Source organism: Hydrogenophaga sp. GW823-FHT04C09 (assembly GCF_058796355.1).
In genome coordinates this window covers 41687-65484 of sequence record NZ_JBXAIO010000011.1, presented here as the reverse complement: position 1 = coordinate 65484, position 23798 = coordinate 41687, and the positions used below count along the sequence as shown (strand labels likewise).

Sequence of the window (23798 nt, the reverse complement as noted above, 5' to 3'; positions counted from 1 at the left end):
TCAGTCGGCGAAGAGTTCACCCGCGTTGCTTGGCGGCGCCACCCCCAGGTGCCGGTACGCCGCCAGCGTGGCGATGCGCCCGCGCGGCGTGCGCTGCAGGAAGCCTTGCTGGATCAGGTAGGGCTCGATCACGTCCTCGATGGTGTCGCGCTCCTCGCCGATGCTGGCCGCGATGTTGTCCAGCCCCACCGGCCCACCGTCGAAGCGGTGGATCACGGCTTCGAGCAGCTTGCGGTCCATGAGATCGAAGCCCTGCGGGTCCACGTCCAGCATGGCCAGCGCGCGGTTGGCGATGTCCTGCGTGATGGTGCCGCGGCCCTTGACCTCGGCGAAGTCGCGCACGCGGCGCAGCAGGCGGTTGGCGATGCGCGGCGTGCCGCGCGAGCGGCGCGCGATCTCGAAACCGCCCTCGGGGTCCATGGGTGCGTTCAGCAGCCCGGCGCTGCGCTTGACGATGCGCGCGAGTTCCTCGGCGGTGTAGAACTCCAGCCGCGCGACGATGCCGAAGCGGTCGCGCAGCGGGTTGGTGAGCATGCCCGCGCGCGTGGTCGCGCCCACCAGGGTGAAGGGTTGCAGGTCCAGCTTGATGCTGCGCGCGGCCGGGCCTTCGCCGATCATGATGTCGATCTGGTAGTCCTCCAGCGCCGGGTACAGGATTTCCTCGACGACCGGGCTGAGCCGGTGGATCTCGTCGATGAACAGCACGTCGTTGGCCTCGAGGTTGGTCAGCAGCGCGGCCAGGTCCTTGGGTTTTTCCAGCACCGGGCCGCTGGTCTGGCGCAGGTTCACGCCGAGTTCCTGCGCGATGATGTGCGAGAGCGTGGTCTTGCCCAGCCCCGGCGGGCCGAACAGCAGCACGTGGTCCAGCGCCTCGCTGCGCTTCTTGGCCGCACCGATGAAGATTTCGAGCTGCTCGCGCACCTTGGTCTGGCCCACGTACTCGTCGAGCAGCTTGGGGCGCAAGGCGCGCTCGATCGCCTCTTCCTTGGGCGAGGCGGGCGCGGCGGACACCACGCGCGGCGCGGGGGTGAAATCGTCGGTCTGGATGCTCATGGTTTATTTGGCCAGTGCTTTGAGCGCGAGCTTGATGCCTTCGCTCACGCCCACGTCCTTGGGCAGGGCCTTGAGCGCGGCGGTGGCGTCCTTGTCGCTGTAGCCCAGGGCCATCAGCGCCTGCTGGATGTCGCTCTGCACGTCGCTCTGGGCCGGGCCGGCACCGGGCAGGTTCAGGTCGGCGCCGAGCTTGCCCTTGAGTTCGAGCAGCAGGCGCTCGGCGGTCTTCTTGCCGATGCCGGGCACCTTGACGATGCGCCCGCTTTCCTGCGCGCTCACCGCCTGCGCCAGGTCGGTCACGCTCATGCCCGAGAGCACCGACAACGCGGTGCGCGGGCCCACGCCGCTGATCTTGATGAGCTGGCGGAACGCCTCGCGTTCCGAGGAGGTGCCGAAGCCGTAGAGGATCTGGGCGTCCTCGCGCACCACGAAGTGCGTGAGCAGGGCCACCTTCTCGCCGGTGGCGGGCAGGTTGTAGAAAGTGCTCATGGGCACATCCACCTCATAACCCACGCCATGGCAGTCCAGCAGGATCTGGGGCGGATTTTTTTCCAGCAGCGTACCGGTCAACTTGCCTATCATCGGGAAAATTCCTTTCCAGTCGTTCGCAGGGCCGCCCCCAAGAACGACTGCACCCCCTCGGGGGGCCTGGCACCGCCAGGGTTGGGGGCCATCAACTCACTGGATTATCGGTTTGATTCTCAGGCACACCTTCTCCCCACCGGACAACACCCGCATGGCGCACCTGTGCGGCCCCATGGACAGCCACATCCGCAGCATCGAGGCCGCTTTGCAGGTCAAGGTGGCGCACCGATTCGAGCAGTTCCGCATCGAGGGGCCCAAAGCCAAGGCCACCCAGGCGCTGGAAACGCTGCAGGCGCTGTACGAGATGGCGAAGAAGCCGATTCCGGCCGAACAGGTGCAGCTCATGCTCAGCGGCGACACCGCCCTGGCCGAGCCCGGCGACGGCGCGCTGGCCATGCAGACCCGGCGCGGCGAGGTGCGCGGGCGCACGCCCAACCAGGCGCGCTACCTGGAAAACATGGCCACGCACGACATCACCTTCGGCATCGGCCCGGCCGGCACTGGCAAGACCTACCTGGCCGTGGCCTGCGCGGTCGATGCGCTGGAGCGCAGCGCGGTGCAGCGCATCGTGCTCACGCGCCCGGCGGTGGAGGCGGGTGAGAAGCTCGGCTTCCTGCCCGGCGACCTGGGCCAGAAGGTGGACCCCTACCTGCGCCCGCTGTACGACGCGCTCTACGACCTGATGGGCGCCGACAAGGTGCAGAAGGCCTTCGAGCGCCAGCAGATCGAGATCGCCCCCCTGGCCTTCATGCGCGGGCGCACGCTCAACCACGCCTTCGTGATCCTGGACGAGGCGCAGAACACCACCGTGGAGCAGATGAAGATGTTCCTCACGCGCATCGGCTTCGGCAGCAAGGCCGTGATCACGGGCGACGTGAGCCAAATCGACCTGCCCCGCACCCAGCTCAGCGGGCTGATCGACGCCGAGCGCGTGTTGAAGCGCGTGCAGGGCATCGCGTTCACCCGCCTGTCCAGCGCCGACGTGGTGCGCCACCCGCTGGTGGCGCGCATCGTGGACGCCTACGACGCGCGCAACCCCGACACCGAAGACGCCCCGCCCGCGAAGCGCGCGCGCCGCGCCGCCCACTGACGCCATCCACCGTATGCTCACACGCACCCTGCTCGCCAGCTTTGTCGCCGTGCTGGCCCTCGATGCATCCGCCCAGGGCTCGGCAACACCACAACCCCAGTTGGTCTTCAGCAGCCAGGCCGTGCAGTACAAGTGCGATGGCGGAAGCGAGATCGAACTGGCCTACCTGAACCTGAGCAACGGCACCTCGTTCGCGGCATTGCACCACGGTGGCCGCACGCTGATGCTGCAGGGCCGCCGTGCCACCACGGGCGTGCGCTTTTTCGCCCTGGACCCGCAGTCCCGGCTGAGCTGGTACACGCAAGGCATGAAGGGGGAACTGAGCGCCATCGCCGCCGACCCCAACACGCAAGACCAGACCCTGATGTCCAACTGCTTCGCCCAACCGGCCAAACGCTGATGGCCCTGCCTGCCCTCACCCTCTCCCTGCAGTTCGGCGAGCTCGCCGACGCCGCCGCGCACCGCGCCGCCCTGCCCCGCCACTGGGTGGTCCGCTGCATCCGCCACGCGCTGGACGCCGATGCCGAGATCACCGTGCGCATCGTCGATGCCGAAGAAGGCCAGGCGCTCAACCGCGACTACCGCGGCCGCGACTACGCCACCAACGTGCTCACCTTCGACTACGCCACCGAACCGGTGGTGATGGCCGATCTCGTGCTCTGCGCCCCCGTGGTCGCGCGCGAGGCGGCCGAACTGAAGAAGCCCCTGGCCCAGCACTACGCGCACCTGCTGGTGCACGGCACCCTGCACGCGCAGGGCTGGGACCACGAAACCGGCGAGCAGGACGCCGAAGAGATGGAGGCGCGCGAGACCGAGATCCTCGCGGGCCTGGGCCAGCCGAACCCCTACGCCTAGGTGTTGAGTCTCAGGAGCTTGTTCATGGCCGGGATGCGGCTCATGGGAGGCTGGTGGTTGAGAGCGGCGTGTGGCCGGCGCCCTATGCCGCTGGGCCGGTTTCCACGGCACGACGGGGCCGTCGGCGCGCAACATACTCGATAGAATCAGCCACGCCTGGTGGCCTTCCACGCAGGCGCATTGCTTCCCATCCAACATGCCCACTCACACCGACAGCAACGGCAAGTCCATGGGCCAGGTGGCCTACGGCAAGCTGCACGAAGCCATCGAGACCGGTGTGCTCAAACCCGGCGACCGCATCAGCGTCAACGGCCTGGCCGACACCCTGCAGATCAGCCGCACACCGGTGCGCGAAGCCATCGCCTGGCTGGAGACCGACGGCCTCATCGTGCATGAGCCCTATCGCGGGCGCGTGGTCGCGCAGCTCGATCAGCAGATGGTGATCGAGCTGTATGCGATCCGCTTGGTGCTGGAAACCTCTGCGGCCGCGCTCGCCGCGCAGAATGCATCGGAAGCCGAGGTCGATGTGCTGCGCGAGATGCTGGTGCTCGAACGCGAGGTGCTGGGCGACCCCATGCGCCGCGAGCGGCTGAACCGGCGCTTTCACGACGCGATCTACCGCAGCGCGCACAACCGTTACCTGCTCACCACCCTGCGGGCGCTGCAGACGCCGATGATCCTGCTGGGGCCGGCCACGGCCAGCGAGCCGGCCCGCGCCGAAAGCGCCTCGGCCGAACATCAGCGTCTGGTGGACGCCATCGCGCGGCGCGACGCCGAGGGCGCGCGCGAGGCCATGCGCGTGCACCTGGCGGGCGGCCAGCGCGCGCGCATCAACGCCATGCTCTCGCGCGAACGCGACTGAACGACCGGGAGAGGCCGGGACATGCCGGCCAAAAAAAAGCGCGGCCGAAGCCGCGCGTATGTTCCGGCAGGGCCTGCTGGTTCAGCGCGGCTTGGCGCCCGCCTTGCGCGCCATCGCCTGTTCCAGCTCGCCCCACTTGGTGAGCTCTTCCTGGATGAAGCGGCCGAACTGCTCGGGCGTGCCTTCGGCTGGCTCGGCACCGGCTTCCAGCATGGTGCGCTCCACCGCCGGGTCGTCCAGCGTGCGACTCACGTCCGCGCCCAGCTTGGCGATCACCGCCTTGGGCGTCGCGGCGGGCGCGAGCAGGCCGAACCAGCCCACGGCCGCGTAACCCAGCACGCCCGAATCCGCGATCGTCGGCAGTTCTGGCGTGGCCTTGGCGCGCTTGGCGCTGGTCACGGCCAGCGCGACCAGCTTGCCCGACTTCACGTGCGGCATCACGGTCTGACCAGGGGCGAACATCACGTCAATGGTGCCGGCCAGCAGGTCGTTCACGGCCTGGCCGGTGCCCTTGTACGGCACGTGCATCATCTCGACGTCGGCCACCTGCTTGAAGAGCTCGACCGTCAGGTGCGAGGCCGAGCCTTCACCGGAGGAGCCGAAGGTCAGCTTGCCGGGTTCGGCCTTGGCCTTGGCCACCAGCTCGCGGATGTTCTTCACGCCCAGTCTCGGGTTCACCGTCACCACATAGGGCGAGGCCGACACCAGCGCCACCGGGGCGAACTGGCTGGCGTTTTCCTTGGTGAGCGAGGCGGTGGAGCTCATCATGAGCGTGTAACCGTCGGGTGCCGAGCGCGCCACGTAGGACGCGCCGATGTGGCCGGCCGCGCCCGGGCGGTTTTCCACCAGCACGGTCTGCTTCCAGCTGTTGCCCAGGTGCACGGCCAGGATGCGCGCGAGCGAGTCGGCGCCGCCGGCGGGCGGGAAGGGCACGATCATGGTCACGGCCTTGGTGGGGTAGGGCTGCGGCGCCTGGGCCAGCGCGAGGCCGGCGGTGGCGCACAGGGCGGCCGCCACGGCGGCGGCGAGGGTGCGGTGAAGAGCGCTGTTCATGTTGTCTGTCTCCTGGGTTGGGGGCGGATGGGGTCTCAGGCCTGCGCGGGCGCGACGATGCGGTTGCGCAGGACCATGGGCGGGTTCTCGAAGGCGCACTCGACGACGTCGCCGTGCTTGAGGAACAGCTCCTCGGCGTTGGGCTTGCCGACCGCCACGCCGCCGGGCGCGCCGGTGGAGAACATGTCGCCGGGCATGAGGGGCACGAGGCGCGAGAAGTGCTCGATGATTCGCGGCAGCTTCCAGATCTGGTCGCTGGTGTTCACGCGCATGCGCTGCTCACCGTTGACGCTGCAGGTCACCCAGATGTCGTAGGGGTCGGGCACCTCGTCCATCGTGATGATGCAGGGACCCAGCGGGCCGAACCCGGGCGCGTTCTTGGCGGTCCAGAAGCGCGAGCCCGAGGCGACCTCGCGCTTTTGCGTGTCGCGGCAGGTCAGGTCGTTGAGGATGGTGATGCCGGCCACGTGCGAGAACGCGTCCTCAGCCTTCACGTTGTAGGCGGCCTTGCCGATCACGAACACCAGCTCGGGCTCGTAGTCGAGGTGGGTGACGCTGGGCGGGCGCACCACGTCGTTGTCGTGGCCGGTCAGGCAGTCGTTGAGCTTGATGAAGCCCGTCGGCTCGTTGGGCAGTTCCTTGATCAGGTCGGTGCGCTGCAGCTCCTCGAGGTGGGTGCGGTAGTTCTTGCCCACGCACAGGAACTTGTGCGCGTCGGTGATGGGCGGCAGGAAATCGATCGCATCCAGCGCGTGCGAGCTGTCGGCGGCGCCCGGGCCGGCGATCAGCTCGCGCACCCGCGCCAGGCCGGCGTCGCCCAGCGCAAGCAGCGCCTTCATCGTGTCCGGCAGGGGGGCGTTGCTGCGTGTGGCCAATGCGGCCAGGTCGAGCATGCGGTCACCGGCGAGGACGCCCAGGCGCGGGTGAGCGGCTTGGCCATGCAGGGAAAAATTGGCGAGTCTCAAGGGGTCTCCTTTGGGGAAAGACCGCATCATATCAATTGAATTCAGCTGAATTCAATTGGCGCGGCAGTCGACGGCCTGGCGCAGGAACAGCGCGCGGCCAATGGCCTTCTCGTCATTGAGCACCCGGGCAAAGGAAACCCGGGAGGGGTCGTCGATGGTCAGAGGCACAGCGTCCCAGCCAATGCCCCGGTTGCGTTGCTGGCGCTGACCTGTGATGCGGTCGCGAGCTGCGATCACACAGCCCTGCGGCGCCTTCGGCCCCGAAGCGGGCCAGCCACTTGAAGCCGGTGCGCCAGTCCTGACTTGAGTGGCTGGGCCCGGCAACCACAGCGTCCCCAATCCGGGACGGATGAACGACCTATTGAGGTTTCACACCTAGGCCGTCATCCGCAGCGGGATGGTCACCGGTCCGTCGTTGACCAGGTGCACCTTCATGTCGGCCCCGAAGCGGCCGGTCTGCACCAGCGGGTGCTGCGCGCGCGCCGCCTTCACGAAGGCCTCGTAGAGCGCCTCGCCCAAGGCGGGCGGCGCCGCGCCGGTGAAGCCCGGGCGGTTGCCGCTCTTCGTGTCGGCCGCCAGGGTGAACTGACTCACCACCAGCAGGCCGCCGCCGATGTCCTGCACGCTGCGGTTCATCTTGCCGGCGTCGTCGCCGAAGATGCGCAGCTTCAGCACCTTGGCCAGCAGCCTCTCGCCCACGGCCTCGGTATCCTCGGGTTCCGCGCACAGCAGCAACAGCAGGCCCGGGCCGATGGCGCCCACGGTCTGGCCATCGATGTCCACGCGCGCTTCGCTCACGCGCTGCAACAGCGAGATCATTTCAGATCGTCCTCGTCGAAGAAGTGGGCTTCCACGTCGCTGGGCAGCAGCTGGATGGTGGCGCGCAGCCCCGGCACCGCGCTCATCAAGGCCTGCTCCACGCTGGCCCGCACGGCGGCCGCGCGCCCGAGCGTCCAGGCCGCGGGCATGTGCATGTGCAGGTCCACGAAGCGCCGCTGGCCGGCGCGGCGCGTGCTCACGTGGTCGAAGCGGATGATGCGGGTGTCGCCGTGCGACAGGGCAAACCCGTCCAGCGTCTGCTGGATGGTCGCCATCACCTCGGGCTCCACCGCCTCGTCCATCAGCCCCTGCGACGAGCGCCAGGCCAGGCGCGCGCCTTCCTTCATGATGTTGAGCGCCACGGCCATGGCCACCAGAGGGTCCAGCCAGAGCCAGCCGGTGAGCGTGACCAGCACGACACCGACCAGCACCCCGGCCGAGGTCCAGACGTCGGAGAACAGGTGCTTGGCATCGGCCTCGAGCGCGATCGAGCGGTGTGTCTTCGAGGCCTGCAGCATGGTCCAGGCCAGGCCGCCGTTGAGCACCGAACTCGCCACCGACAGCGCCAGGCCCCAGCCCACCTGTTCGATCGGCTGCGGGTTCAGCAGGCGGCTGCCGGCAGCCCAGAGGATGCCGAGACCGGCCGCGATGATGAGGATACCTTCGAAGCCCGAGGAGAAGTACTCGGCCTTGTGGTGGCCGTAAGGGTGCTCCTCGTCGGCCGGCCGCGCGGCGATGGTCACCATCACCAGGCCGACCACCGCGCTGGCCAGGTTCACCAGCGACTCCATCGCGTCGGACAGCAGGCCCACCGAATCGGTGACCACCCAGGCCAGGGTCTTGAGCGCGATGGTGACCACCGCCACCCCGATCGACGCCATCAGGAGGCGCTTCGGGGTGAGGAAACGGGCGGGGACAAAGCGCATGCCGCCATTGTGCCGGCTGCGGGCATGCCAGAATCCGCCGCATGTGGCAGTCATGGCAGCGCTTGAAGTGGTGGGTGAGCGGCGGAATCCTGCTGTCCCTGGCGGGCGCGGTGTTGCTGGCGCGCCTGTCGCTCGATGAACAGCGCGCGCTGTTCGAGACCGACGCGCGCATCGTCCACCGGCTGCTGAGCCAGCAGGTGGTGCAGCACGACGCGATGCTGGCCACGCTGGCGCTGCTGCAACCGGTGCCCGACAGCAGCAGCGGCGCCTCGTCGCCCGAGCAGCGCCTGCCGGTGCTCTACCCGCAGATCCTCAGCGTGCAGCGGCGCGACCCCGACCAGCGCTGGAACGACCCGCAGCTCACGCAGGCCGAGACGCGCTCGCGCCAGGCGCGCCGCGCCGCCCTGGGCGGGCTGGACCTGCCCGCCGGGCGCTACCAGGTGGTGCTGGCCGCCACGCCCACCAGCTACGCGCTGACGATCGACGTGCGGGCCATGGTGCCCTGGTCCGAATGGCCCATGCAGGCCGACACCAGCCCGGTGCGCGTGACGCTGGAGCACGAAGGCCAGCGCTACGTGGTGCAACCTGGCGCCGCCCTGGACGAGCGGCCCACGCGCGGTTGGCACTTCGCGTTTCACAAGCTGCTGGCGGCCGAGAGCCAACCCTTCGACGTGGTCGCCACCCTTTCGGTGGGCTGGGGCCAGTTGCCCTGGGGGCTGATGCTGGCCTGGGTGCTGGGCGTGACGGCGCTGCTGGCGGCGCTGCACCACCTGCAACGCCAGCGCAGCGCGCGCCGCCGCGCCGAGGAGCTGCTGCGCCTGGGCCAGGTGGCGCGACTGAACACGCTGGGTGAACTCGCCGCCGGCATGGCGCACGAACTGAACCAGCCGCTGACCGCCGTGCTCGCCAACACCCAGGCCGCGCAGCGCCTGCTCAACGAAGACCCGCCCGAACTCGCCACCGCGCGCAGCGCCATGCTGCAGGCCGCGGCGCAGGCGCGCCGCGCCGCCGAGGTGGTGGGCCGCCTGCGCCAGACCGTGGAGCGGCCCGACCGCAGTGGCCAGCACCAGCCCGTGGCGGCGGTGGAGGCCGTGCGCCGAGCCCTCTACCTGCTGGAGCCCGAGTGCCAGCGGCGCGACGTGGTGCCGGTGCTCGACGCCGCGCAGGCGGTGACGGTGCTGGCCGACCCGGTGGCGCTGGACCAGATCGTGCACAACCTGATCCTCAATGCGCTGCAGGCGCTGGAGCAGGTGCCCGCCGCGCAACGGCGGCTCACGCTCACGGTGTCGGCCAAGGACCGCCGGGGCGAGATCACCGTGGCCGACAACGGCCCGGGCATCCCGCCCGAGGTGCTGCCGCGCCTGTTCGAGCCGTTTTACTCCACGCGCAAGGACGGACTCGGCCTGGGCCTGAGCCTGTGCGAAACCCTGGCCAACGGCATGGGCGGCACGCTGGACGCGGCCAACGCGCCCGAGCGGGGCGCGGTGTTCCGGCTGCAACTGCCGCTCGCGGAGGGCCTCCCATGAACGGTTCGCCCGACACCCTCTCGCCCACGGTGCACCTGATCGACGACGACCAGGCGGTGCGCGACAGCCTGGGCCTGCTGATCGGCACCGTGGGCCTGCGCGTGCAGCCCTGGAGCGACCCACAGGCCTTCCTGAGCGATTTCGACCGCGAGGGCATCGGCGCCATCGTGCTCGACGTGCGCATGCCCGGCATCAGCGGCCTGAGCGTGCTCGACACCCTGGTGGCGCAGGGCGTGGACCAGCCGGTGATCATGCTCACCGGCCATGGCACGGTGGACATGTGCCGGCGCGCGTTCAAGGCCGGTGCGGCCGAGTTCCTGGAAAAACCGGTGAACGACGAGGTGCTGCTCGAAGCCTTGCAGAACGCGGTGCGCCAGCACGTGCGCTCGCGCCAGCGCAACGAGGCCGACCGCGCCGCGCGCGAACGTTATGCGCAGCTCTCCGAGCGCGAGCGCGAGGTGCTGGGCCTGATCGTCGAGGGCCTGACCAACAAGGAGATCGGCCGCGCGCTGGGCCTGTCGCCGCGCACGGTGGAAACCCACCGCGCCAACCTGTTCGCCAAGCTGCAGGCGCCCTCGCTGGCGCAGCTGATCCGGCACTACGCCGCGCTGGTGGACGCCCAGGACACGGCCGGCCCGGGCGGCGGCAACGGCAACGGCACTGCGTAGTTCTACGGAGGGCCGCGCGTAGGCGCCCGAATGGCCGTTTCGGGCGCGGATTTTTACAGTTCTCCCACGGTTGATCGAACCGTTTCACAACACCCGGAGAACTCCATGCAAGCCTTCGTCAAAGCGTCCCTCCTCGCCGTTTCCCTCAGCGCCGCCGCCCTGGCCAGCGCGCAGAGCGTGCGCGTGGAGAAGAACATGTCGCTCGAACTCGCCACCCAGATCGCCAGCGCCACCGTCGCGGCCTGCAGCACCGCCGGCTACAACGTGGCGGCCACGGTGGTGGACCGTGCCGGTGGCGTGCGCGCCGTCATGCGCGCCGACAACGCCGGCCCGCACACGCTGGAAGCCAGCCGCCTGAAGGCCTTCACCTCGGCCTCGGCGAAGAACAACACGCTGGCCATCATGGAAGGCGCGCAGAAGAACCCGGCCGCGGCCAACCTGACGGACATCCCCGGCTACCTGCTGCTCGGCGGCGGCGTGCCGGTGAAGGTGGGCAACGAGGTGATCGGCGCCGTGGGCGTGGGCGGCGCGCCCGGCGGCCACCTGGACGAGCAGTGCGCCATCGCCGCGCTCGACAAGGTCAAGGACCAGCTGAAATGAAACGCCGCCGCGCGCTGATCACCGGCCTGCTGGTGGCGTTGGCGAGCACCGCGCCGGCGGTCTGGGCCCAGGTGGGGCCCAGTGCCTCGGAGGTCGCGGCCTACAGCGGCCTGCACGCCGCGGCGCACCAGGGCGACAGCGCGAAGATCGCGCGCCTGGTGGCCGGTGGCGCGGCGCTCAATGCCACCGACGCGCGGGGCCGCACGCCCTTGCACGTGGCCACGTTCGCGCGGCAGCGCGAGGCGATCCGCGCGCTGGTGAAGGCGGGTGCCGACATCGACCGGCTGGAGAACGACCGTTACGACGCCGTGACGATCGCGTCGGTGGCGGACGATGAGGAAACGCTGCGGGTGTTGTTGCAGCTGGGCGCGAGCGCGAAGCAGACAACCAGCCGCTACGACGGCACGGCCTTGATCGCGGCGGCCCACCTGGGCCACGACGGGGTGGTGCGCCAGCTGATTGCCGCCGGTGCGCCGCTGGACCACGTGAACAACCTGCACTGGACGGCGACGATCGAGTCCATCGTGTTGGGCGACGGCGGTGCGCGCCACCAGGCCACGCTCAAGGCGCTGATCGATGCGGGGGCCGGTTTGCAGCTGGCGGACCGTTCGGGGCAGACGCCTTTGGCTTTGGCGCGGTCTCGCGGGTACTCGGCGATGGTGGCGATGCTCGAGAAGGCTGGGGCTCGCTGAGTCTTTCGCTCTTTCTTTCAGGTTGCTTCTCTCGGCCTGAGTGCGTGGGGGCGGAGGGCTCCGCGACTGTCCCCCGGGTCGGCTTCGCCGCCCCTCCTCCTTTACGTCGCTGCGCCCTCCACCCCCACGCACTCAGGCACACCACGCAAGCGCGAAAGAACGAAAGAGCGAACCCCAACCTGTTTCGGCTCGGGGGGCCTGGGCGTTCTGCGCAGCGGGGTAAAGGAGGAGAACCGGCGAAGCCGGTTCGGGGGACACCCGCGGAGCAGAGCGCCCGGGCCCCCCGAGCCCGCGAGGTAGAAGACGGAAAGGTCTTAGCTCAAAGTCACGCGAGCAAACTTCCGCTTCCCGACCTGAACCACAAAGGTCCCCGCAGGCAGCTTCAAGCCCTTGTCGCTCACGACAGCGCCGTCGACACGAACACCGCCACCATCGATCAGACGGTTGGCTTCGCTGTTGGAGGGCGCCAAACCCGCTGACTTCAGCAGCGGTGCGATCCCCAGCGGCGCGCCCGACAGCGACACCTCCGGAATCTCGTCCGGCACACCGCCCTTGCTGCGGTTGATGAAATCCTGCTCCGCCGCCTCCGCCGCCGCCGCGCTGTGGAAACGCGTCGTGATCTCCTTGGCCAGCGCCACCTTCGCGTCCTTGGGGTTCGCGCCCTGCTCGATCGCCTGCTTCAGCGACTCGATGTGCGCCATCGACTGGAACGACAACAGCGTGTACCAGCGCCACATCAGCGTGTCCGAAATGCTCAGCACTTTCGCGAACATCGAATTCGCATCCTCGGTGATGCCGATGTAGTTGTTCTTGCTCTTGGACATCTTGTCCACGCCGTCCAGCCCTTCGAGCAGCGGCATGGTCAGGATGCACTGCGGCTCCTGGCCGTACTCGGCCTGCAGATGGCGGCCCATCAGCAGGTTGAACTTCTGGTCCGTGCCGCCCAACTCCAGATCGCTCTGCAGCGCCACCGAGTCGTAACCCTGCATCAGCGGGTACAGGAACTCGTGCACGCTGATCGGCGTGCCGGCCTTGAAACGGTCGTGGAAATCGTTGCGCTCCATCATGCGCGCCACCGTGTACTTGGCCGCCAGCTGGATCATGCCCATCGAGCCCAGCGGCAGGCTCCACTCGCTGTTGTAGCGGATCTCGGTGCGCGCCGGGTCCAGCACCAGGCTGGCCTGCTTGTAGTAGGTCTCGGCGTTCGCCTTGATCTGCTCCGGGGTCAGCGGCGGGCGCGTGTTGTTGCGGCCCGAGGGGTCGCCGATCAGGCTCGTGAAGTCCCCGATCAGGAAGATCACCTGATGCCCCAGGTCCTGCAGCTGGCGCATCTTGTTCAGCACCACCGTGTGGCCGATGTGGATGTCGGGCGCCGTGGGGTCCAGCCCCAGCTTGATGCGCAGCGGCCGGCCGGTGGTTTCCGACTGTGACAATTTTTTGACCCAGTCGGCCTGAGGTATCAATTCTTCGCACCCCCGCAGCGTGACGCTGAGGGCTTCCTGGACACCGTCCGTCAGTGGCACGGATTTCTGAGAACTTTCGGCGTCGTTTCTGGAGGCGGTCATAGGGGTTTTTTCAGATGCGAAGGACGGTACGCTGGCTAAAATACCGGGCGCGAATGACGGATTTTAGTTGGCCCGCTTTTTGCACGATATCAAGCCAGTTCGTCACCGCATGAGCGCTTGAGTGAACTTGTTCCGCCTCAACCGCTCTTTTTTTGTGCGCGCGGCCCCAACCACCGGGGCCGGCCTTACCGGAAACAACGATTTTGACCCGTTCGCTACTTCACACGCTGGCCAGCCTCGCTGATGCCACGAGCCAAAGCCTCGCCCGGCATCCCCGACGCATCATGGGCGGCCTCGGTGTGCTGCTGCTGGGCACGGGCGTCACCGCCTTCGGCATCGCGCCGCTGGCCCCCGACGCCGCCGACCTGCCCGTGCGCCAGGTCGTCGAAGCCCTCGACGCCCCCACGCAGCAAGACATCCACAGCCTCCTCGCGGCCCAGCCCGCCGCGCCGCTGGTGTTGTTCCGCAGCGAGACCACCCGCCGCGACGACACCGCCCAGAGCCTGCTGCAGCGCATGGGCGTGACCGATTCGCAAGCCCAGACCTTCCTGCGCAACGACGCCATCGCGCGCCAGCTGCTGGGCCGTGCCGGCCGCCTGGTGAGCGTCGAAGCCACCGAGAAACAGGAACTGCTGCGCCTGACCGCGCGCTGGCTCTCCGCCGACGAACGCAGCTTCACCCGCCTCGTGGTCGAAAAGGATGCCCAGGGCGCGCTCGGCTCGCGCCTGGAACAAGGCGCGCTGACCGCCTCGTCCCGGCTGGCCAGCGGCGTGATCCGCAGCTCGCTGTTCGCCGCCACCGACGCGGCCGGCATCCCCGACCCGGTCGCCATCCAGCTGGCCGAGATGTTCTCCAGCAGCATCGACTTCCGCCGCGACCTGCGCCAAGGTGACCGCTTCAACGTGGTCTACGAAAGCCTGGAAGCCGATGGCGAGAGCCTGCGCACCGGCCGGATCCTGAGCGCCGAGTTCGTCAACGAAGGCAAGGAACACCAGGCCGTCTGGTTCGAAGAAGCGGGCCACAAAGGCGGCTACTACGGTTTCGACGGCCAGAGCTCGCGCCGCTTCTACCTGGCCTCCCCGCTGGAGTTCTCGCGCGTGAGCAGCGGCTACGGCATGCGCTTTCACCCCATCACGGGCGGTCGCAAGGCCCACATGGGCGTGGACTACGCCGCCCCCACCGGCACGCCGGTGCGCACCATCGGCGACGGCACGGTCGAGTTCGCGGGCGAACAGCGCGGCTATGGCAATGTCATCTACATCAAGCACCGCAGCAACCAGGTCACCGTCTACGCCCACCTGAGCCGCATCGGCGTGCGCAAGGGCCAGCGCGTGAACCAGGGTGACTTCATCGGTGCCGTCGGCACCACGGGCGCCTCCACCGGCCCGCACCTGCACCTGGAGTTCCGCGACAACGGCGTGCACGTGGATCCCCTGGCCATCGCGCGCCAGAGCGAGTCCATCCCCGTGCCGGCCGCCCTGCGCCAGCGTTTCGACGCCGTGGCCCAGCTGCAGCGCATGCAGCTCAATGCCGCCGCCAGCATCCAGCAGGCGAACGCCCAGTAAGCGACCCGGTCTCGACACCCAACAAAAAAGGGAGCCAGCGGCTCCCTTTTTCGTTGCGGCGAGAAAACGCCGTCGGTCAGACGCTGAAGCTCGAACCGCAACCGCAGGTGGTGGTGGCGTTGGGGTTCTTGATCACGAATTGCGCGCCTTCGAGGTCTTCCTTGTAGTCGATCTCGGCGCCGACCAGGTACTGGTAGCTCATCGCGTCGATCAGCAGGGAGACACCGTTCTTGGTCATGGTGGTGTCGTCTTCGTTGACGATTTCGTCGAAGGTGAAGCCGTACTGGAAACCCGAGCAACCCCCACCCTGCACGAACACGCGCAGCTTGAGATCGGGATTGCCCTCTTCGGCCACCAGCTCGGCCACCTTGGCCGCCGCGCTGTCGGTGAAGACCAGCGGTGCCGGCATGTCGGTCTGGATGTTTTCGGCGACTGCGCTCATGGGATACCTCTTGACGGAAATGTGGGGTGGGTGCGGTACACCCGCATGTCCGAGTGATACTAAATCAAATCGCTCGGGTATGTGCTCACCCGTTGTTTGCCGCCAGCTTCAGTGTGGGTTTGTCCTCGATCCCGCCGACCATGGGCTTGAGCTGACCGGAAATGGTGGCGCCCTGGTGCATTTCAAGCGCCTTGTAGGACACATCGCCCTCGATGTGGGCCTTGGGCTGCAACTCCAGCAATTCGAACGCGAGCACCGGGCCCTTGACGTTGCCATTGATGATCACGTGATCGGCATGGATCTGCCCCGTCACGGTGGCCACTTCGCTGACCACGAGGATGCTGGGCTTCTCGTCGCTGGCGCGCAGGTCGCCGATCACCTCGCCGTCGATGCGCAGACCGTCGTGGAAGAACACATTGCCTTCGATGCGGGTGCCCTGGGCGATGAGGCTCTTGATGGGGGGTTGTTTTTTCTTGGCAAACATGAGGCTCTCTCCCGACGGTGGACCGCGATGGTTACAGGTTGAAGGATTGCATGGACCTGACCGAACTGCCCTGCAGGATCTTGGCCGTCACATTTTCTACCACGGCCTGCGCGGGCACGTCCACCACGCCTTCCATGCGCAGGTAGCCCTTGATCAGCACCGGCTGCGGCGCGGGCGCGGACTTGGCGACCCAGGGCTTGCCCGCCAGCGTGCCGGTGAGCGTGACCTCCAGCGCACCCTTGAAGTCGGGCGCGTTCTTGCTGGCCTGGATCATGAGCACCTGCCATTTGAGCTGGGTGGGCGACAGGCGCTCGGCCTGCAGGCCGCGGATGCTCAGCGAATCGTTGCCGGAGCCGGGGATCAGGCGCTCGAAGAAGCCCAGGTCGCTGCGCAGCAGCTCGTTGTCGGCCTGCAGTTGCCGGATCTGCATCGTCAGCTGTTCCTGGGTGCTGCGCTCGGCGATCAGCAGGCTGTCCGAGGTGTTGGCCACCGACTGGGCCTCGCTCAGGTCGGTGCGCAGGATCTGCACCTCGCGGCGCAGTTGCGCAAGCTCCTGCTGGGCATTGCGGTCCAGCCCGGCGATGTCCTTGCCGAACTCGAAGGCCCAGACCGCCAGCGCGCCCGAAAACCCCAGCACCAGTGCGCCCAGCACCCAGCGGAAAGGCCACGGCAGGCTGCTGCGCACCGAGACCCGGGGCGCACTGACCGTCAGCCTTCTCCGCAACAGGCGAAAACGCATTCAAACCTCTCCAACTGCAAGCAAACGCAACCAAGCCCTAGAAAGCAAAAACCGCCCCAAGTTTGAACTTGCAGGCGGTTTCTGGGGCATGGACAGCGTGCTTAGCGCTTGCTGAACTGCTTGCGGCGGCGCGCGGAGCGCAGACCGACCTTTTTCCGTTCCACTTCGCGGGCGTCGCGCGTCACGAAGCCGGCTTGCGACAGACCCGACTTGAGCGTCGCGTCGTAGTCGATCAAGGCGCGGGTGATGCCGTGGCGCACGGCACCGGCCTGACCGGATTCGCCACCACCGTGCACGTTGACCTGCACGTCGAAGGTCTCGGCGTGGTTGGTCAGCACCAGGGGCTGCTTGGCGATCATGATCGAGGTCTCACGGCCGAAGTAGGCCTGGATGTCCTTGCCGTTGACCGTGATCTTGCCGCTGCCTTTTTTCAGAAACACGCGGGCGACGCTGGATTTGCGACGGCCGGTTCCGTTGTTCCATTCACCAATCATCTCAAGGCTCCTTTAGAGTTCCAGCACTTGCGGCTGTTGGGCGGTGTGCGGGTGCTCTGCACCGCCGTACACCTTGAGCTTCTTGATCATGGCGTAGCCGAGCGGGCCCTTGGGCAGCATGCCCTTGACGGCCTTCTCGAGCGCGCGGCCAGGGTGCTTGGCCTGCATGTCGCGGAAGTTGGTGCCATAGATACCGCCCGGGAAACCCGAGTGACGGTAGTACACCTTGTCGAGGGCCTTGTTGCCCGTGACGCGGAGTTTGGCTGCGTTGATGATGACGATGAAGTCACCGGTATCGACGTGAGGCGTGTAAATGGCCTTGTGTTTGCCGCGCAAACGGAGAGCAACTTCACTGGCTACTCGTCCGAGGACCTTGTCGGTCGCGTCAATCACAAACCACTCGTGCGTCACGTCAGCGGGTTTGGCGCTGAACGTTTTGGTCATGAGTTTTCTCTTGAAGAGTTGGTTTGGCGGCTCTTTTCCACGGTCGGTCGTTCTCTGTCGGAACGCTCTTAGGTGGGTTTTGAATGCTTCGCCGCGGAGCCAGCAAATCGCTGCGAAGCCCTCGATTGTACGAAATTCCGGCCCCGGATGGCAAACCGCCCGTCCCCGATGGTCGGGCGCAGAGGGCAAACGGCTACCATCAGGGCATGTTCAGCTACCGACACGCCTTCCACGCCGGCAACCACGCCGACGTGCTCAAGCACATCACCCTCATCGCCACGCTGCGCCACCTGATGCAGAAGGAGGCGGGTCTGACGCTGATCGACACCCACGCGGGCGCGGGCTTGTACCGGCTCGACGGCGACTACACCGAGACCGGGGGCGAGGCCAAGGACGGCGTCGTCAAGCTCATGGGCGCGCTGCGCGCGGCCGACGGGCCGTCGACCGAGGCCGTGGCGCCCGCCATCGACGACTACCTCGATCTGGTCGCCAGCTTCAACCCGTCGGGCGCGTTGCGGGTCTATCCCGGCTCGCCGTTCGTCATGCACCAGCTGCTGCGCGCCGAATCGCGCGACCGGCTCAAGCTCTTCGAGCTGCACCCGACCGACAGCCGCACCCTGTCCGCCAACATCGCCCAGCTCGAAGCCGGCCGCCAGATCGCGGTGGTGCGCGAGGACGGTTTCGAGGGCGTGAAGCCCCTGCTGCCGCCGCCGCCCTCGGCCACCGGCTCCAAACGGGCCATGGTGTTGATCGATCCGAGCTATGAGATCAAGAGCGATTACGGAAAAGTGAGCGCCTGCATACAAGATCTCATCCGGCGTTTCCCAACCGGCACCTACCTGGTCTGGTACCCGGTGATTCCGCGCCCCGAGGCGCACGATCTGCCGCGCCGCCTGCGCACCCTGTCGAACCAGGCCCAGAAACCCTGGCTGAACGCCACGCTGGCCATCGGCCAGGACCCGACCCACGGTCCCGACGACCGGCCGGGCCTCACCGCCAGCGGCATGTTCGTGATCAACCCGCCGCACACCCTCAAGGGCACGCTGCAGGCCGCCTTGCCGCAGCTGCTGGCCCACCTGGGCCGGGGACGCGGCAAATCCCAGGCGCTCGAATCGGGCGGCTGAACGCCGGATTCAGCGTGGCCGGGCCAGGGTCATGGTCCAGTAGCGGCCGTAGGTGGTGCCGCTGCGCTGCACGCAGCTCACACCCACGTGCTGGTACTCGGCGCGCATGATGTTGGCGCAGTGGCCGGCGCTGGCGAGCCAGCCGCTCATCACGGTCGAGACCGAGGTCTGCCCCGCCGCGATGTTTTCCCCCACCCACGACCACGCATAACCTTCGGCGGCGATGCGCTGGGAGGCCGTGCGGCCGTCCAGCCCGGTGTGGGAAAAGTAGTTGTTGACGGCCATGTCGGTCGAATGCCGCGCGGCGGCGGAGAACAGCGCGTCGTTCCAGGCCAGTGGCGCGACCGCCGGCATCGCGGTGCCGCCGCAGCTGCGCGCCACGGCCCGCGCCGCGTTGATCTGTTGCAGCAAGCTGTTGCGGAAGTCGGGCAGGTTGCAGCTGGTGCTGGCGTCCAGGGCGACCAGCGTCGAACCGCCGCTGCCCGAGCCGGCGCCGCCCGCGCTGTTCGGCGGTGAGGGCACGCCGATCGTCGCATCGGCCCCGCCGCTGGCGCCCGCGTCGCCGCCACCGCCCCCACCACCGCCGCAGGCGGTCAAGGTCAGCAGGGCCCCCAGGATCAAGCCCACACCAGCGAGTCGTTGTTCATCAGGAAGAGACAGGTGTTGCATGCGCTCCACTCTAGGGTCGGGCCGACGGAGTAAGGTAAGCGGATGTAGAAGACGACCGCTCCTCGGCCAGGCAGCGCCGCCGTTCCGAAAACCGTTGGGCGGGCATTGCAAAATTAGCCGACCGATCGGTCGGCTAATTGGCTATACTGCGATCCGCACCCCCACTGCGCAGGAGATTCCGCATGTACACCCAGTCCTTCAATGTGCCCGACGCCGACGCCCAATCCGGCACCCCGCTCAAGGCCGTGCCCCACGACACCGCCCTGCAGGCGCACTTCGACGCCGTGATCGACGCCGACGGCAAGATCGAGCCGCGCGACTGGATGCCCGACGCCTACCGAAAGACGCTGGTGCGGCAGATCAGCCAGCACGCGCACAGCGAGATCGTGGGCATGCTGCCCGAGGGCAACTGGATCTCGCGCGCGCCCAGCCTCAAACGCAAGGCGATCCTGGTGGCCAAGGTGCAGGACGAAGGCGGCCACGGCCTGTACCTCTACAGCGCGGCCGAGACGCTGGGCACCAGCCGCGACCAGATGTTCGACGCGCTGCACAGCGGCAAGGCCAAGTACAGCTCCATCTTCAACTACCCCACGCTGACCTGGGCCGACGTGGGCGTGGTCGGCTGGCTGGTGGACGGCGCGGCGATCATGAACCAGATCCCGCTGTGCCGCTGCAGCTTCGGGCCCTATGCGCGCGCCATGATCCGGGTCTGCAAGGAAGAAAGTTTCCACCAGCGCCAGGGCTTCGAGTCGTTGATGACCATGATGCAGGGCACGGCCGAGCAGAAGGCCATGGTGCAGGACGCGGTGAACCGCTGGTGGTGGAAGTGCCTGGCCATGTTCGGCCCGCCCGACGCCGACAGCCCCAACAGCGTGCAGGGCATGCGCTGGGGCATCAAGCGCATCAGCAACGACGACCTGCGCCAGAAGTTCGTGGATGCGACCGTGCCGCAGGCCGAGGTGCTGGGCGTCACCCTGCCCGATCCGGCGCTGAAGTGGAACGAGGCACGCGGCCACCACGACTACGGCCAGATCGACTGGGACGAGTTCTGGGCCGTGGTCAACGGCGACGGCCCGTGCAACAAGGAACGCCTGGCCACCCGCGTGAAGGCCTGGAACGACGGCGCCTGGGTGCGCGAAGCTGCCCTCGCCCACGCCCGCAAACAACAGCAACGCGCCATGAAGGAGGCCGCATGAACACCACTGTTTTGAAGGAATGGCCCCTGTGGGAGGTCTTCGTGCGCAGCAAGCAGGGCCTGGAGCACAAGCACTGCGGCAGCCTGCACGCCAGCGACGCCCAGCACGCGCTGCACCTGGCGCGCGACGTGTACACGCGGCGCCAGGAAGGCGTGAGCATCTGGGTCGTGCAAAGCAGCGGCATCACGGCCAGCGAGCCCGACAGCAAGGACAGCTTCTTCGACCCGGCCGCCGACAAGGTGTACCGCCATCCCACCTTCTACGAGATCCCCGACAAAGTGGGGCACATGTGATGAGCGGCACGGCACCGATCGACTACCTGCTGCACCTGGCCGACAACGCGCTGGTGCTGGGCCAGCGCAACGCCGAATGGTGCGGCCACGGGCCCATCCTCGAAGAAGACCTCGCGCTGGCCAACAACAGCCTGGACCTGCTCGGCCAGGCCCGCCTGCTCTACCAGCACGCGGCCACGCTGATCAACGCCGACCCGGCCCAGGCGCAGCGCTTCGCCCACCTGCAGGGTGCGCGCACCCACGGCGCGGTGACCGAGGACACGCTGGCCTACTTCCGCGACACGCACGAATTCCGCAACCTCACGCTGCTGGAGCTGCCGCACAGCGGCCCGCTGGCCAGCACCGCGTCCGGCGACCGCGACTACGCGACCACCCTCGCGCGCAACTTCCTCTACAGCGCGCTCATGGTGCTGGTGTGGGACCGGCTGCAGACCTCGGCCGATGCGCAGCTCGCCGCCATCGCGGCCAAGTCGCTGAAGGAGGTGCGCTACCACCTGCGCCACGCCAGCGACTGGCTGGTGCGCTTCGGCGATGGCACCGACGAATCGCACGCCCGCGCGCAGGCCGCGCTGCAGCACCTGCTGCCCTACTGCCAGGAGTTCTGGATCGGCAGCGAGGCCGAAACCGCCGCGGTGCACAACGGCACCGGCGTCGACGCGGCCGGCCTGCAGGCCGACTGGGACGCGCTGGTGGACGACACGCTGAACGAGGCCACGCTGCAGCGCCCCGCCGTGCAGGGTCATGTGCCGCAGGGCAAACACGGCGTGCACTCCGAGCACATGGGGTTTCTGCTCGCCGAGATGCAGAGCCTGGCACGCACGCATCCGCAGGCCGTGTGGTGAGCGCCCACCATGCACACCGAAATCCATGACGCGCTCGCCGGCCTGGCCGACCCGGAAATCCCGGTGGTCAGCCTGAGCGAGCTCGGCATCCTGCGCGGCGTGCGCACCGGCTCGGACGGTGTTCCCGAGGTGGTGATCACGCCGACCTACAGCGGCTGCCCGGCCATGGGCCAGATCGAGGACGACGTGCGCGCCGCGCTGGCGAACGCGGGCCTCACCGCGCGCGTGGTCACGCAGCTCGCGCCGGCCTGGACCACCGACTGGATGAGCGAGGCCGCGCGCGAGAAGCTGCGCGCCTACGGCATCGCGCCACCACAATGCGGCAGCGAGCCGCCGGCCTCCGCCGCGCCGCTGAAGTTCTCGCGCCAGGCCCTGCGCCGCGAGACCGTGCCCTGTCCGCAGTGTGGCTCGACCCACACCACCGAGACCTCGCCCTTCGGCTCCACCGCCTGCAAGGCGATGTACCGCTGCCTCGACTGCCTGGAACCGTTCGACTACTTCAAGCCTTATTGACGCCATGTCCACCGCCGCCCGCTTCCACGAACTCCCGATCGCCCGCATCAGCCCCGAGGCCGCCGGCGCGGTGGCGATCACCTTCGCGATCCCACCCGAGCAGCGCGCCACCTTCGCGTTCGAGCCCGGCCAGTTCCTCACCGTGCGCGCCACCATCGACGGCCAGGACGTGCGGCGCAGCTACTCCATCAGCAGCCCGCGCAGCCTGCTCACGCAGCGCGGTGAACTCACGCTGGGCATCCGCCCCGTGGACGGCGGCGTGTTCTCCAACTGGGCCGCGACCGCCCTGAAGGCCGGCGACACGCTCAAGGCGATGCCGCCCGACGGCCGCTTCACCGTGCACAAGCCGCGCGCGGTGCACCGCGTGGGCTTCGCGGCCGGCTCGGGCATCACGCCCATCCTCTCGCTCATGGCCAGCACGCTGGAGGAGTCGCCCGCCTCGAAGTTCACCCTCGTGTACGGCAACCGCCGCATGGGCAGCGTGATGTTCAACGAGTCGCTGCAGGATCTGAAGGACCGCTACGCGGACCGCCTCACGCTGATTCACATCCTCTCGCGCCAGGCGCAGGAAGTGCCGCTGCTCGAAGGCCGCATCGACGCCGACAAGGTGCGCGCCCTGATCGACACCCTGCTGCCCGTGGGCAGCATGGACGAGGTCTTCATCTGCGGCCCCGAGGCCATGATCGAGGCGACGGAAAAGGCCTTGCTCGATGCGGGCGTGCGCCCCGACCGCGTGCACACCGAGCGCTTCACCTCGCCCACGCTGGAGGCCTTGCCCGCCGCGCAGCGCCGGGCTGCCGTGCTCGGCCAGCCGGCCGTGCGCGCCGAGGGCGAGGTCGCGCTCACCGTGGTGCTCGATGGCAAGCCGCACCAGTTGCGCATGAACCGCGACGAGCGCGTGCTCGACGTGGCCCTGAACGCCGGACTGGACCTGCCCTGGTCGTGCCGGGGCGGCGTGTGCTGCACCTGCCGCGCCAAGGTGATGGAAGGCGCGGTGCAGATGGACAAGAACTTCACGCTCGAGCCCTGGGAAACCGACAAGGGCTTCGTGCTGAGCTGCCAGGCGCGGCCCACCACCGACCGCGTGGTGGTGAGCTACGACGAGCGCTGAAGCTGTCGCTCAGAAGCGCCAGCCCAGGCCCACGCCGACCAGCACGGGGTCGGCCTTGAACTGGCCGATCTTCGCGCCACCGGCGCTCACGTCGGTCTTGATGAAGACCTTCTTCACGTCCACGTTCAGGTAGAGCTGCTTGCTCAGCGGAATGTCCACCCCCACCTGCAGCGCCGGGCCGAAGCTGTGGCGCTTCACGTCGGCCGCGCCGCCCAGCAGGTGCACCGAGCTGAAGCGCGTGTAGTTGAGGCCCGCGCCCACGTAGGGCTTGAAGCCGGGCGCGTCGAAGTGGTACTGCACGGTCAGCGTGGGTGGCAGGTGGCGCAGCGTGCCGATGGCCGCCCCGTTGGACGTGAGGGTGTGTTTCTGCGGCACCGTGAGGATGAGCTCGGCCGCGAGGTGCTTGCTGAAGAAGTAGCTCACGTCGACTTCGGGCAAGCCCTTGTTGTTCATGGCCAGGCCCAGGCCGGTGCCGTCCTTGTCGGCGCTGTCCAGGTGCACGGCGCGGGCGCGCACGAGCACGCTGCCGGCCTGGAAGTCGTCCTGCGCCAGGGCGGCGCCCGAGGCGAGCAGGCAGGTGGACGCGAGGGCGGCCAGGGCGAAGTGGTGCGTATTCATGATGG

General features: G+C 68.2%; 30 protein-coding genes and 1 pseudogene. 15 read left to right on the top strand and 16 right to left on the bottom strand.

Going from position 1 to position 23798, the window contains the following annotated elements; genetic code table 11:
- Both ruvB and ruvA read right to left on the bottom strand, forming a co-directional pair.
- Nucleotides 1-1053, bottom strand: coding sequence for a Holliday junction branch migration DNA helicase RuvB (gene ruvB / locus AC1Q9M_RS23850; protein ID WP_291120989.1), 1053 nt, complete (start codon nucleotides 1051-1053; stop codon nucleotides 1-3).
- Nucleotides 1054-1056: 3 nt separating this feature from the next.
- A complete protein-coding gene (gene ruvA, locus AC1Q9M_RS23845) occupies nucleotides 1057-1635 on the bottom strand; it encodes a Holliday junction branch migration protein RuvA (RefSeq protein ID WP_382162327.1) in 579 nt (192 codons plus the stop codon).
- Nucleotides 1636-1747: 112 nt separating this feature from the next.
- On the opposite strand from ruvA, the gene AC1Q9M_RS23840 reads away from it, so the two are divergent.
- From AC1Q9M_RS23840 to AC1Q9M_RS23825, 4 genes are all read left to right on the top strand, one after another.
- Nucleotides 1748-2728, top strand: coding sequence for a PhoH family protein (locus AC1Q9M_RS23840; RefSeq protein ID WP_382162330.1), 981 nt, complete (start codon nucleotides 1748-1750; stop codon nucleotides 2726-2728).
- A gap of 13 nt (nucleotides 2729-2741) precedes the next feature.
- Nucleotides 2742-3128, top strand: a complete 387-nt coding sequence (locus AC1Q9M_RS23835) for an MliC family protein (RefSeq protein ID WP_444688915.1) — start codon at nucleotides 2742-2744, stop codon at nucleotides 3126-3128.
- Entirely contained in the window at nucleotides 3128-3583 is a 456-nt protein-coding gene (ybeY, locus tag AC1Q9M_RS23830; RefSeq protein ID WP_382323043.1) for an rRNA maturation RNase YbeY, read from the top strand. The genes AC1Q9M_RS23835 and ybeY overlap by 1 nt, the downstream gene beginning before the upstream one ends.
- A 196-nt stretch (nucleotides 3584-3779) precedes the next feature.
- The gene (locus tag AC1Q9M_RS23825) at nucleotides 3780-4445 is read left to right on the top strand and encodes a GntR family transcriptional regulator (protein WP_444688916.1); all 666 of its coding nucleotides are present in this window, start codon (nucleotides 3780-3782) and stop codon (nucleotides 4443-4445) included.
- An 81-nt stretch (nucleotides 4446-4526) separates the two neighbouring features.
- Here AC1Q9M_RS23825 and AC1Q9M_RS23820 read toward each other — a convergent pair whose 3' ends face one another.
- From AC1Q9M_RS23820 to AC1Q9M_RS23795, 6 genes and pseudogenes are all read right to left on the bottom strand, one after another.
- On the bottom strand, nucleotides 4527-5498 hold the full coding sequence (locus tag AC1Q9M_RS23820) for a Bug family tripartite tricarboxylate transporter substrate binding protein (protein WP_492436087.1): 972 nt from the start codon (nucleotides 5496-5498) through the stop codon (nucleotides 4527-4529).
- 35 nt (nucleotides 5499-5533) lie between these two features.
- Nucleotides 5534-6463, bottom strand: a complete 930-nt coding sequence (locus AC1Q9M_RS23815) for a fumarylacetoacetate hydrolase family protein (protein WP_444688917.1) — start codon at nucleotides 6461-6463, stop codon at nucleotides 5534-5536.
- A gap of 51 nt (nucleotides 6464-6514) precedes the next feature.
- Nucleotides 6515-6700 (bottom strand): hypothetical protein, encoded by a 186-nt coding sequence (locus AC1Q9M_RS23810; protein ID WP_382325917.1) that lies wholly within the window; start codon nucleotides 6698-6700, stop codon nucleotides 6515-6517.
- A 1-nt stretch (nucleotide 6701) separates the two neighbouring features.
- Nucleotides 6702-6791, bottom strand: a pseudogene (locus AC1Q9M_RS23805) (hypothetical protein); the annotation flags it as partial.
- Nucleotides 6792-6838: 47 nt separating this feature from the next.
- Nucleotides 6839-7282: a D-aminoacyl-tRNA deacylase gene (gene dtd / locus AC1Q9M_RS23800; RefSeq protein WP_492436085.1), complete on the bottom strand. Its 444-nt coding sequence runs from the start codon at nucleotides 7280-7282 to the stop codon at nucleotides 6839-6841.
- On the bottom strand, nucleotides 7279-8208 hold the full coding sequence (locus AC1Q9M_RS23795; RefSeq protein ID WP_492436083.1) for a cation diffusion facilitator family transporter: 930 nt from the start codon (nucleotides 8206-8208) through the stop codon (nucleotides 7279-7281). Before AC1Q9M_RS23795 ends, dtd begins: the two co-directional genes overlap by 4 nt.
- A gap of 41 nt (nucleotides 8209-8249) precedes the next feature.
- On the opposite strand from AC1Q9M_RS23795, the gene AC1Q9M_RS23790 reads away from it, so the two are divergent.
- The 4 genes from AC1Q9M_RS23790 to AC1Q9M_RS23775 all read left to right on the top strand — a co-directional run bounded on the left by AC1Q9M_RS23790 (nucleotide 8250) and on the right by AC1Q9M_RS23775 (nucleotide 11694).
- Entirely contained in the window at nucleotides 8250-9734 is a 1485-nt protein-coding gene (locus AC1Q9M_RS23790; protein ID WP_492436081.1) for a sensor histidine kinase, read from the top strand.
- A complete protein-coding gene (locus AC1Q9M_RS23785; protein ID WP_382323037.1) occupies nucleotides 9731-10402 on the top strand; it encodes a response regulator transcription factor in 672 nt (223 codons plus the stop codon). Before AC1Q9M_RS23790 ends, AC1Q9M_RS23785 begins: the two co-directional genes overlap by 4 nt.
- 105 nt (nucleotides 10403-10507) lie before the next feature.
- The gene (locus AC1Q9M_RS23780; protein WP_382162358.1) at nucleotides 10508-11002 is read left to right on the top strand and encodes a GlcG/HbpS family heme-binding protein; all 495 of its coding nucleotides are present in this window, start codon (nucleotides 10508-10510) and stop codon (nucleotides 11000-11002) included.
- Nucleotides 10999-11694, top strand: coding sequence for an ankyrin repeat domain-containing protein (locus tag AC1Q9M_RS23775; RefSeq protein WP_492436078.1), 696 nt, complete (start codon nucleotides 10999-11001; stop codon nucleotides 11692-11694). The genes AC1Q9M_RS23780 and AC1Q9M_RS23775 overlap by 4 nt, the downstream gene beginning before the upstream one ends.
- A 314-nt stretch (nucleotides 11695-12008) precedes the next feature.
- Here the strand turns inward: AC1Q9M_RS23775 and tyrS are convergent, their stop codons facing one another.
- Nucleotides 12009-13259, bottom strand: coding sequence for a tyrosine--tRNA ligase (gene tyrS, locus AC1Q9M_RS23770; RefSeq protein WP_382323036.1), 1251 nt, complete (start codon nucleotides 13257-13259; stop codon nucleotides 12009-12011).
- Nucleotides 13260-13462: 203 nt separating this feature from the next.
- Between tyrS and AC1Q9M_RS23765 the strand changes: the two genes are divergently transcribed.
- The gene (locus tag AC1Q9M_RS23765; protein ID WP_382323035.1) at nucleotides 13463-14824 is read left to right on the top strand and encodes a M23 family metallopeptidase; all 1362 of its coding nucleotides are present in this window, start codon (nucleotides 13463-13465) and stop codon (nucleotides 14822-14824) included.
- A gap of 76 nt (nucleotides 14825-14900) precedes the next feature.
- Here AC1Q9M_RS23765 and erpA read toward each other — a convergent pair whose 3' ends face one another.
- The 5 genes from erpA to rplM all read right to left on the bottom strand — a co-directional run bounded on the left by erpA (nucleotide 14901) and on the right by rplM (nucleotide 17427).
- Nucleotides 14901-15266, bottom strand: coding sequence for an iron-sulfur cluster insertion protein ErpA (erpA, locus tag AC1Q9M_RS23760; protein ID WP_204732818.1), 366 nt, complete (start codon nucleotides 15264-15266; stop codon nucleotides 14901-14903).
- Nucleotides 15267-15351: 85 nt separating this feature from the next.
- The gene (locus AC1Q9M_RS23755; protein WP_291121339.1) at nucleotides 15352-15750 is read right to left on the bottom strand and encodes a bactofilin family protein; all 399 of its coding nucleotides are present in this window, start codon (nucleotides 15748-15750) and stop codon (nucleotides 15352-15354) included.
- 31 nt (nucleotides 15751-15781) lie between these two features.
- Nucleotides 15782-16489 carry a DUF6776 family protein gene (locus AC1Q9M_RS23750; RefSeq protein ID WP_444688921.1) on the bottom strand — a complete coding sequence of 236 codons (708 nt, stop codon included), beginning with the start codon at nucleotides 16487-16489 and terminating at the stop codon, nucleotides 15782-15784.
- Nucleotides 16490-16590: 101 nt separating this feature from the next.
- Nucleotides 16591-16983: a 30S ribosomal protein S9 gene (gene rpsI / locus AC1Q9M_RS23745; protein ID WP_291121336.1), complete on the bottom strand. Its 393-nt coding sequence runs from the start codon at nucleotides 16981-16983 to the stop codon at nucleotides 16591-16593.
- A gap of 12 nt (nucleotides 16984-16995) precedes the next feature.
- Nucleotides 16996-17427 carry a 50S ribosomal protein L13 gene (gene rplM, locus AC1Q9M_RS23740; protein ID WP_291121334.1) on the bottom strand — a complete coding sequence of 144 codons (432 nt, stop codon included), beginning with the start codon at nucleotides 17425-17427 and terminating at the stop codon, nucleotides 16996-16998.
- A 206-nt stretch (nucleotides 17428-17633) separates the two neighbouring features.
- On the opposite strand from rplM, the gene AC1Q9M_RS23735 reads away from it, so the two are divergent.
- Entirely contained in the window at nucleotides 17634-18551 is a 918-nt protein-coding gene (locus tag AC1Q9M_RS23735; RefSeq protein WP_492436072.1) for a 23S rRNA (adenine(2030)-N(6))-methyltransferase RlmJ, read from the top strand.
- A gap of 9 nt (nucleotides 18552-18560) precedes the next feature.
- Here the strand turns inward: AC1Q9M_RS23735 and AC1Q9M_RS23730 are convergent, their stop codons facing one another.
- Nucleotides 18561-19220: a CAP domain-containing protein gene (locus tag AC1Q9M_RS23730; protein WP_444688923.1), complete on the bottom strand. Its 660-nt coding sequence runs from the start codon at nucleotides 19218-19220 to the stop codon at nucleotides 18561-18563.
- A gap of 182 nt (nucleotides 19221-19402) precedes the next feature.
- On the opposite strand from AC1Q9M_RS23730, the gene paaA reads away from it, so the two are divergent.
- Genes paaA through AC1Q9M_RS23705 form a run of 5 tightly spaced genes read left to right on the top strand, consistent with a single transcriptional unit; the run spans nucleotide 19403 to nucleotide 23175 of the window.
- Nucleotides 19403-20416, top strand: a complete 1014-nt coding sequence (gene paaA / locus AC1Q9M_RS23725; protein WP_382327556.1) for a 1,2-phenylacetyl-CoA epoxidase subunit PaaA — start codon at nucleotides 19403-19405, stop codon at nucleotides 20414-20416.
- A complete protein-coding gene (paaB, locus tag AC1Q9M_RS23720; RefSeq protein ID WP_492436070.1) occupies nucleotides 20413-20709 on the top strand; it encodes a 1,2-phenylacetyl-CoA epoxidase subunit PaaB in 297 nt (98 codons plus the stop codon). The genes paaA and paaB overlap by 4 nt, the downstream gene beginning before the upstream one ends.
- On the top strand, nucleotides 20709-21551 hold the full coding sequence (gene paaC / locus AC1Q9M_RS23715) for a 1,2-phenylacetyl-CoA epoxidase subunit PaaC (protein WP_382323030.1): 843 nt from the start codon (nucleotides 20709-20711) through the stop codon (nucleotides 21549-21551). Before paaB ends, paaC begins: the two co-directional genes overlap by 1 nt.
- 9 nt (nucleotides 21552-21560) lie before the next feature.
- Complete coding sequence (paaD, locus tag AC1Q9M_RS23710; protein ID WP_382323029.1) at nucleotides 21561-22064, top strand: 1,2-phenylacetyl-CoA epoxidase subunit PaaD; 504 nt, start codon at nucleotides 21561-21563, stop codon at nucleotides 22062-22064.
- A gap of 4 nt (nucleotides 22065-22068) precedes the next feature.
- Complete coding sequence (locus AC1Q9M_RS23705; protein WP_382323028.1) at nucleotides 22069-23175, top strand: 2Fe-2S iron-sulfur cluster-binding protein; 1107 nt, start codon at nucleotides 22069-22071, stop codon at nucleotides 23173-23175.
- A gap of 9 nt (nucleotides 23176-23184) precedes the next feature.
- Here the strand turns inward: AC1Q9M_RS23705 and AC1Q9M_RS23700 are convergent, their stop codons facing one another.
- Nucleotides 23185-23793 carry an OmpW/AlkL family protein gene (locus AC1Q9M_RS23700; RefSeq protein WP_382323027.1) on the bottom strand — a complete coding sequence of 203 codons (609 nt, stop codon included), beginning with the start codon at nucleotides 23791-23793 and terminating at the stop codon, nucleotides 23185-23187.
- Nucleotides 23794-23798: the final 5 nt, after the last annotated feature.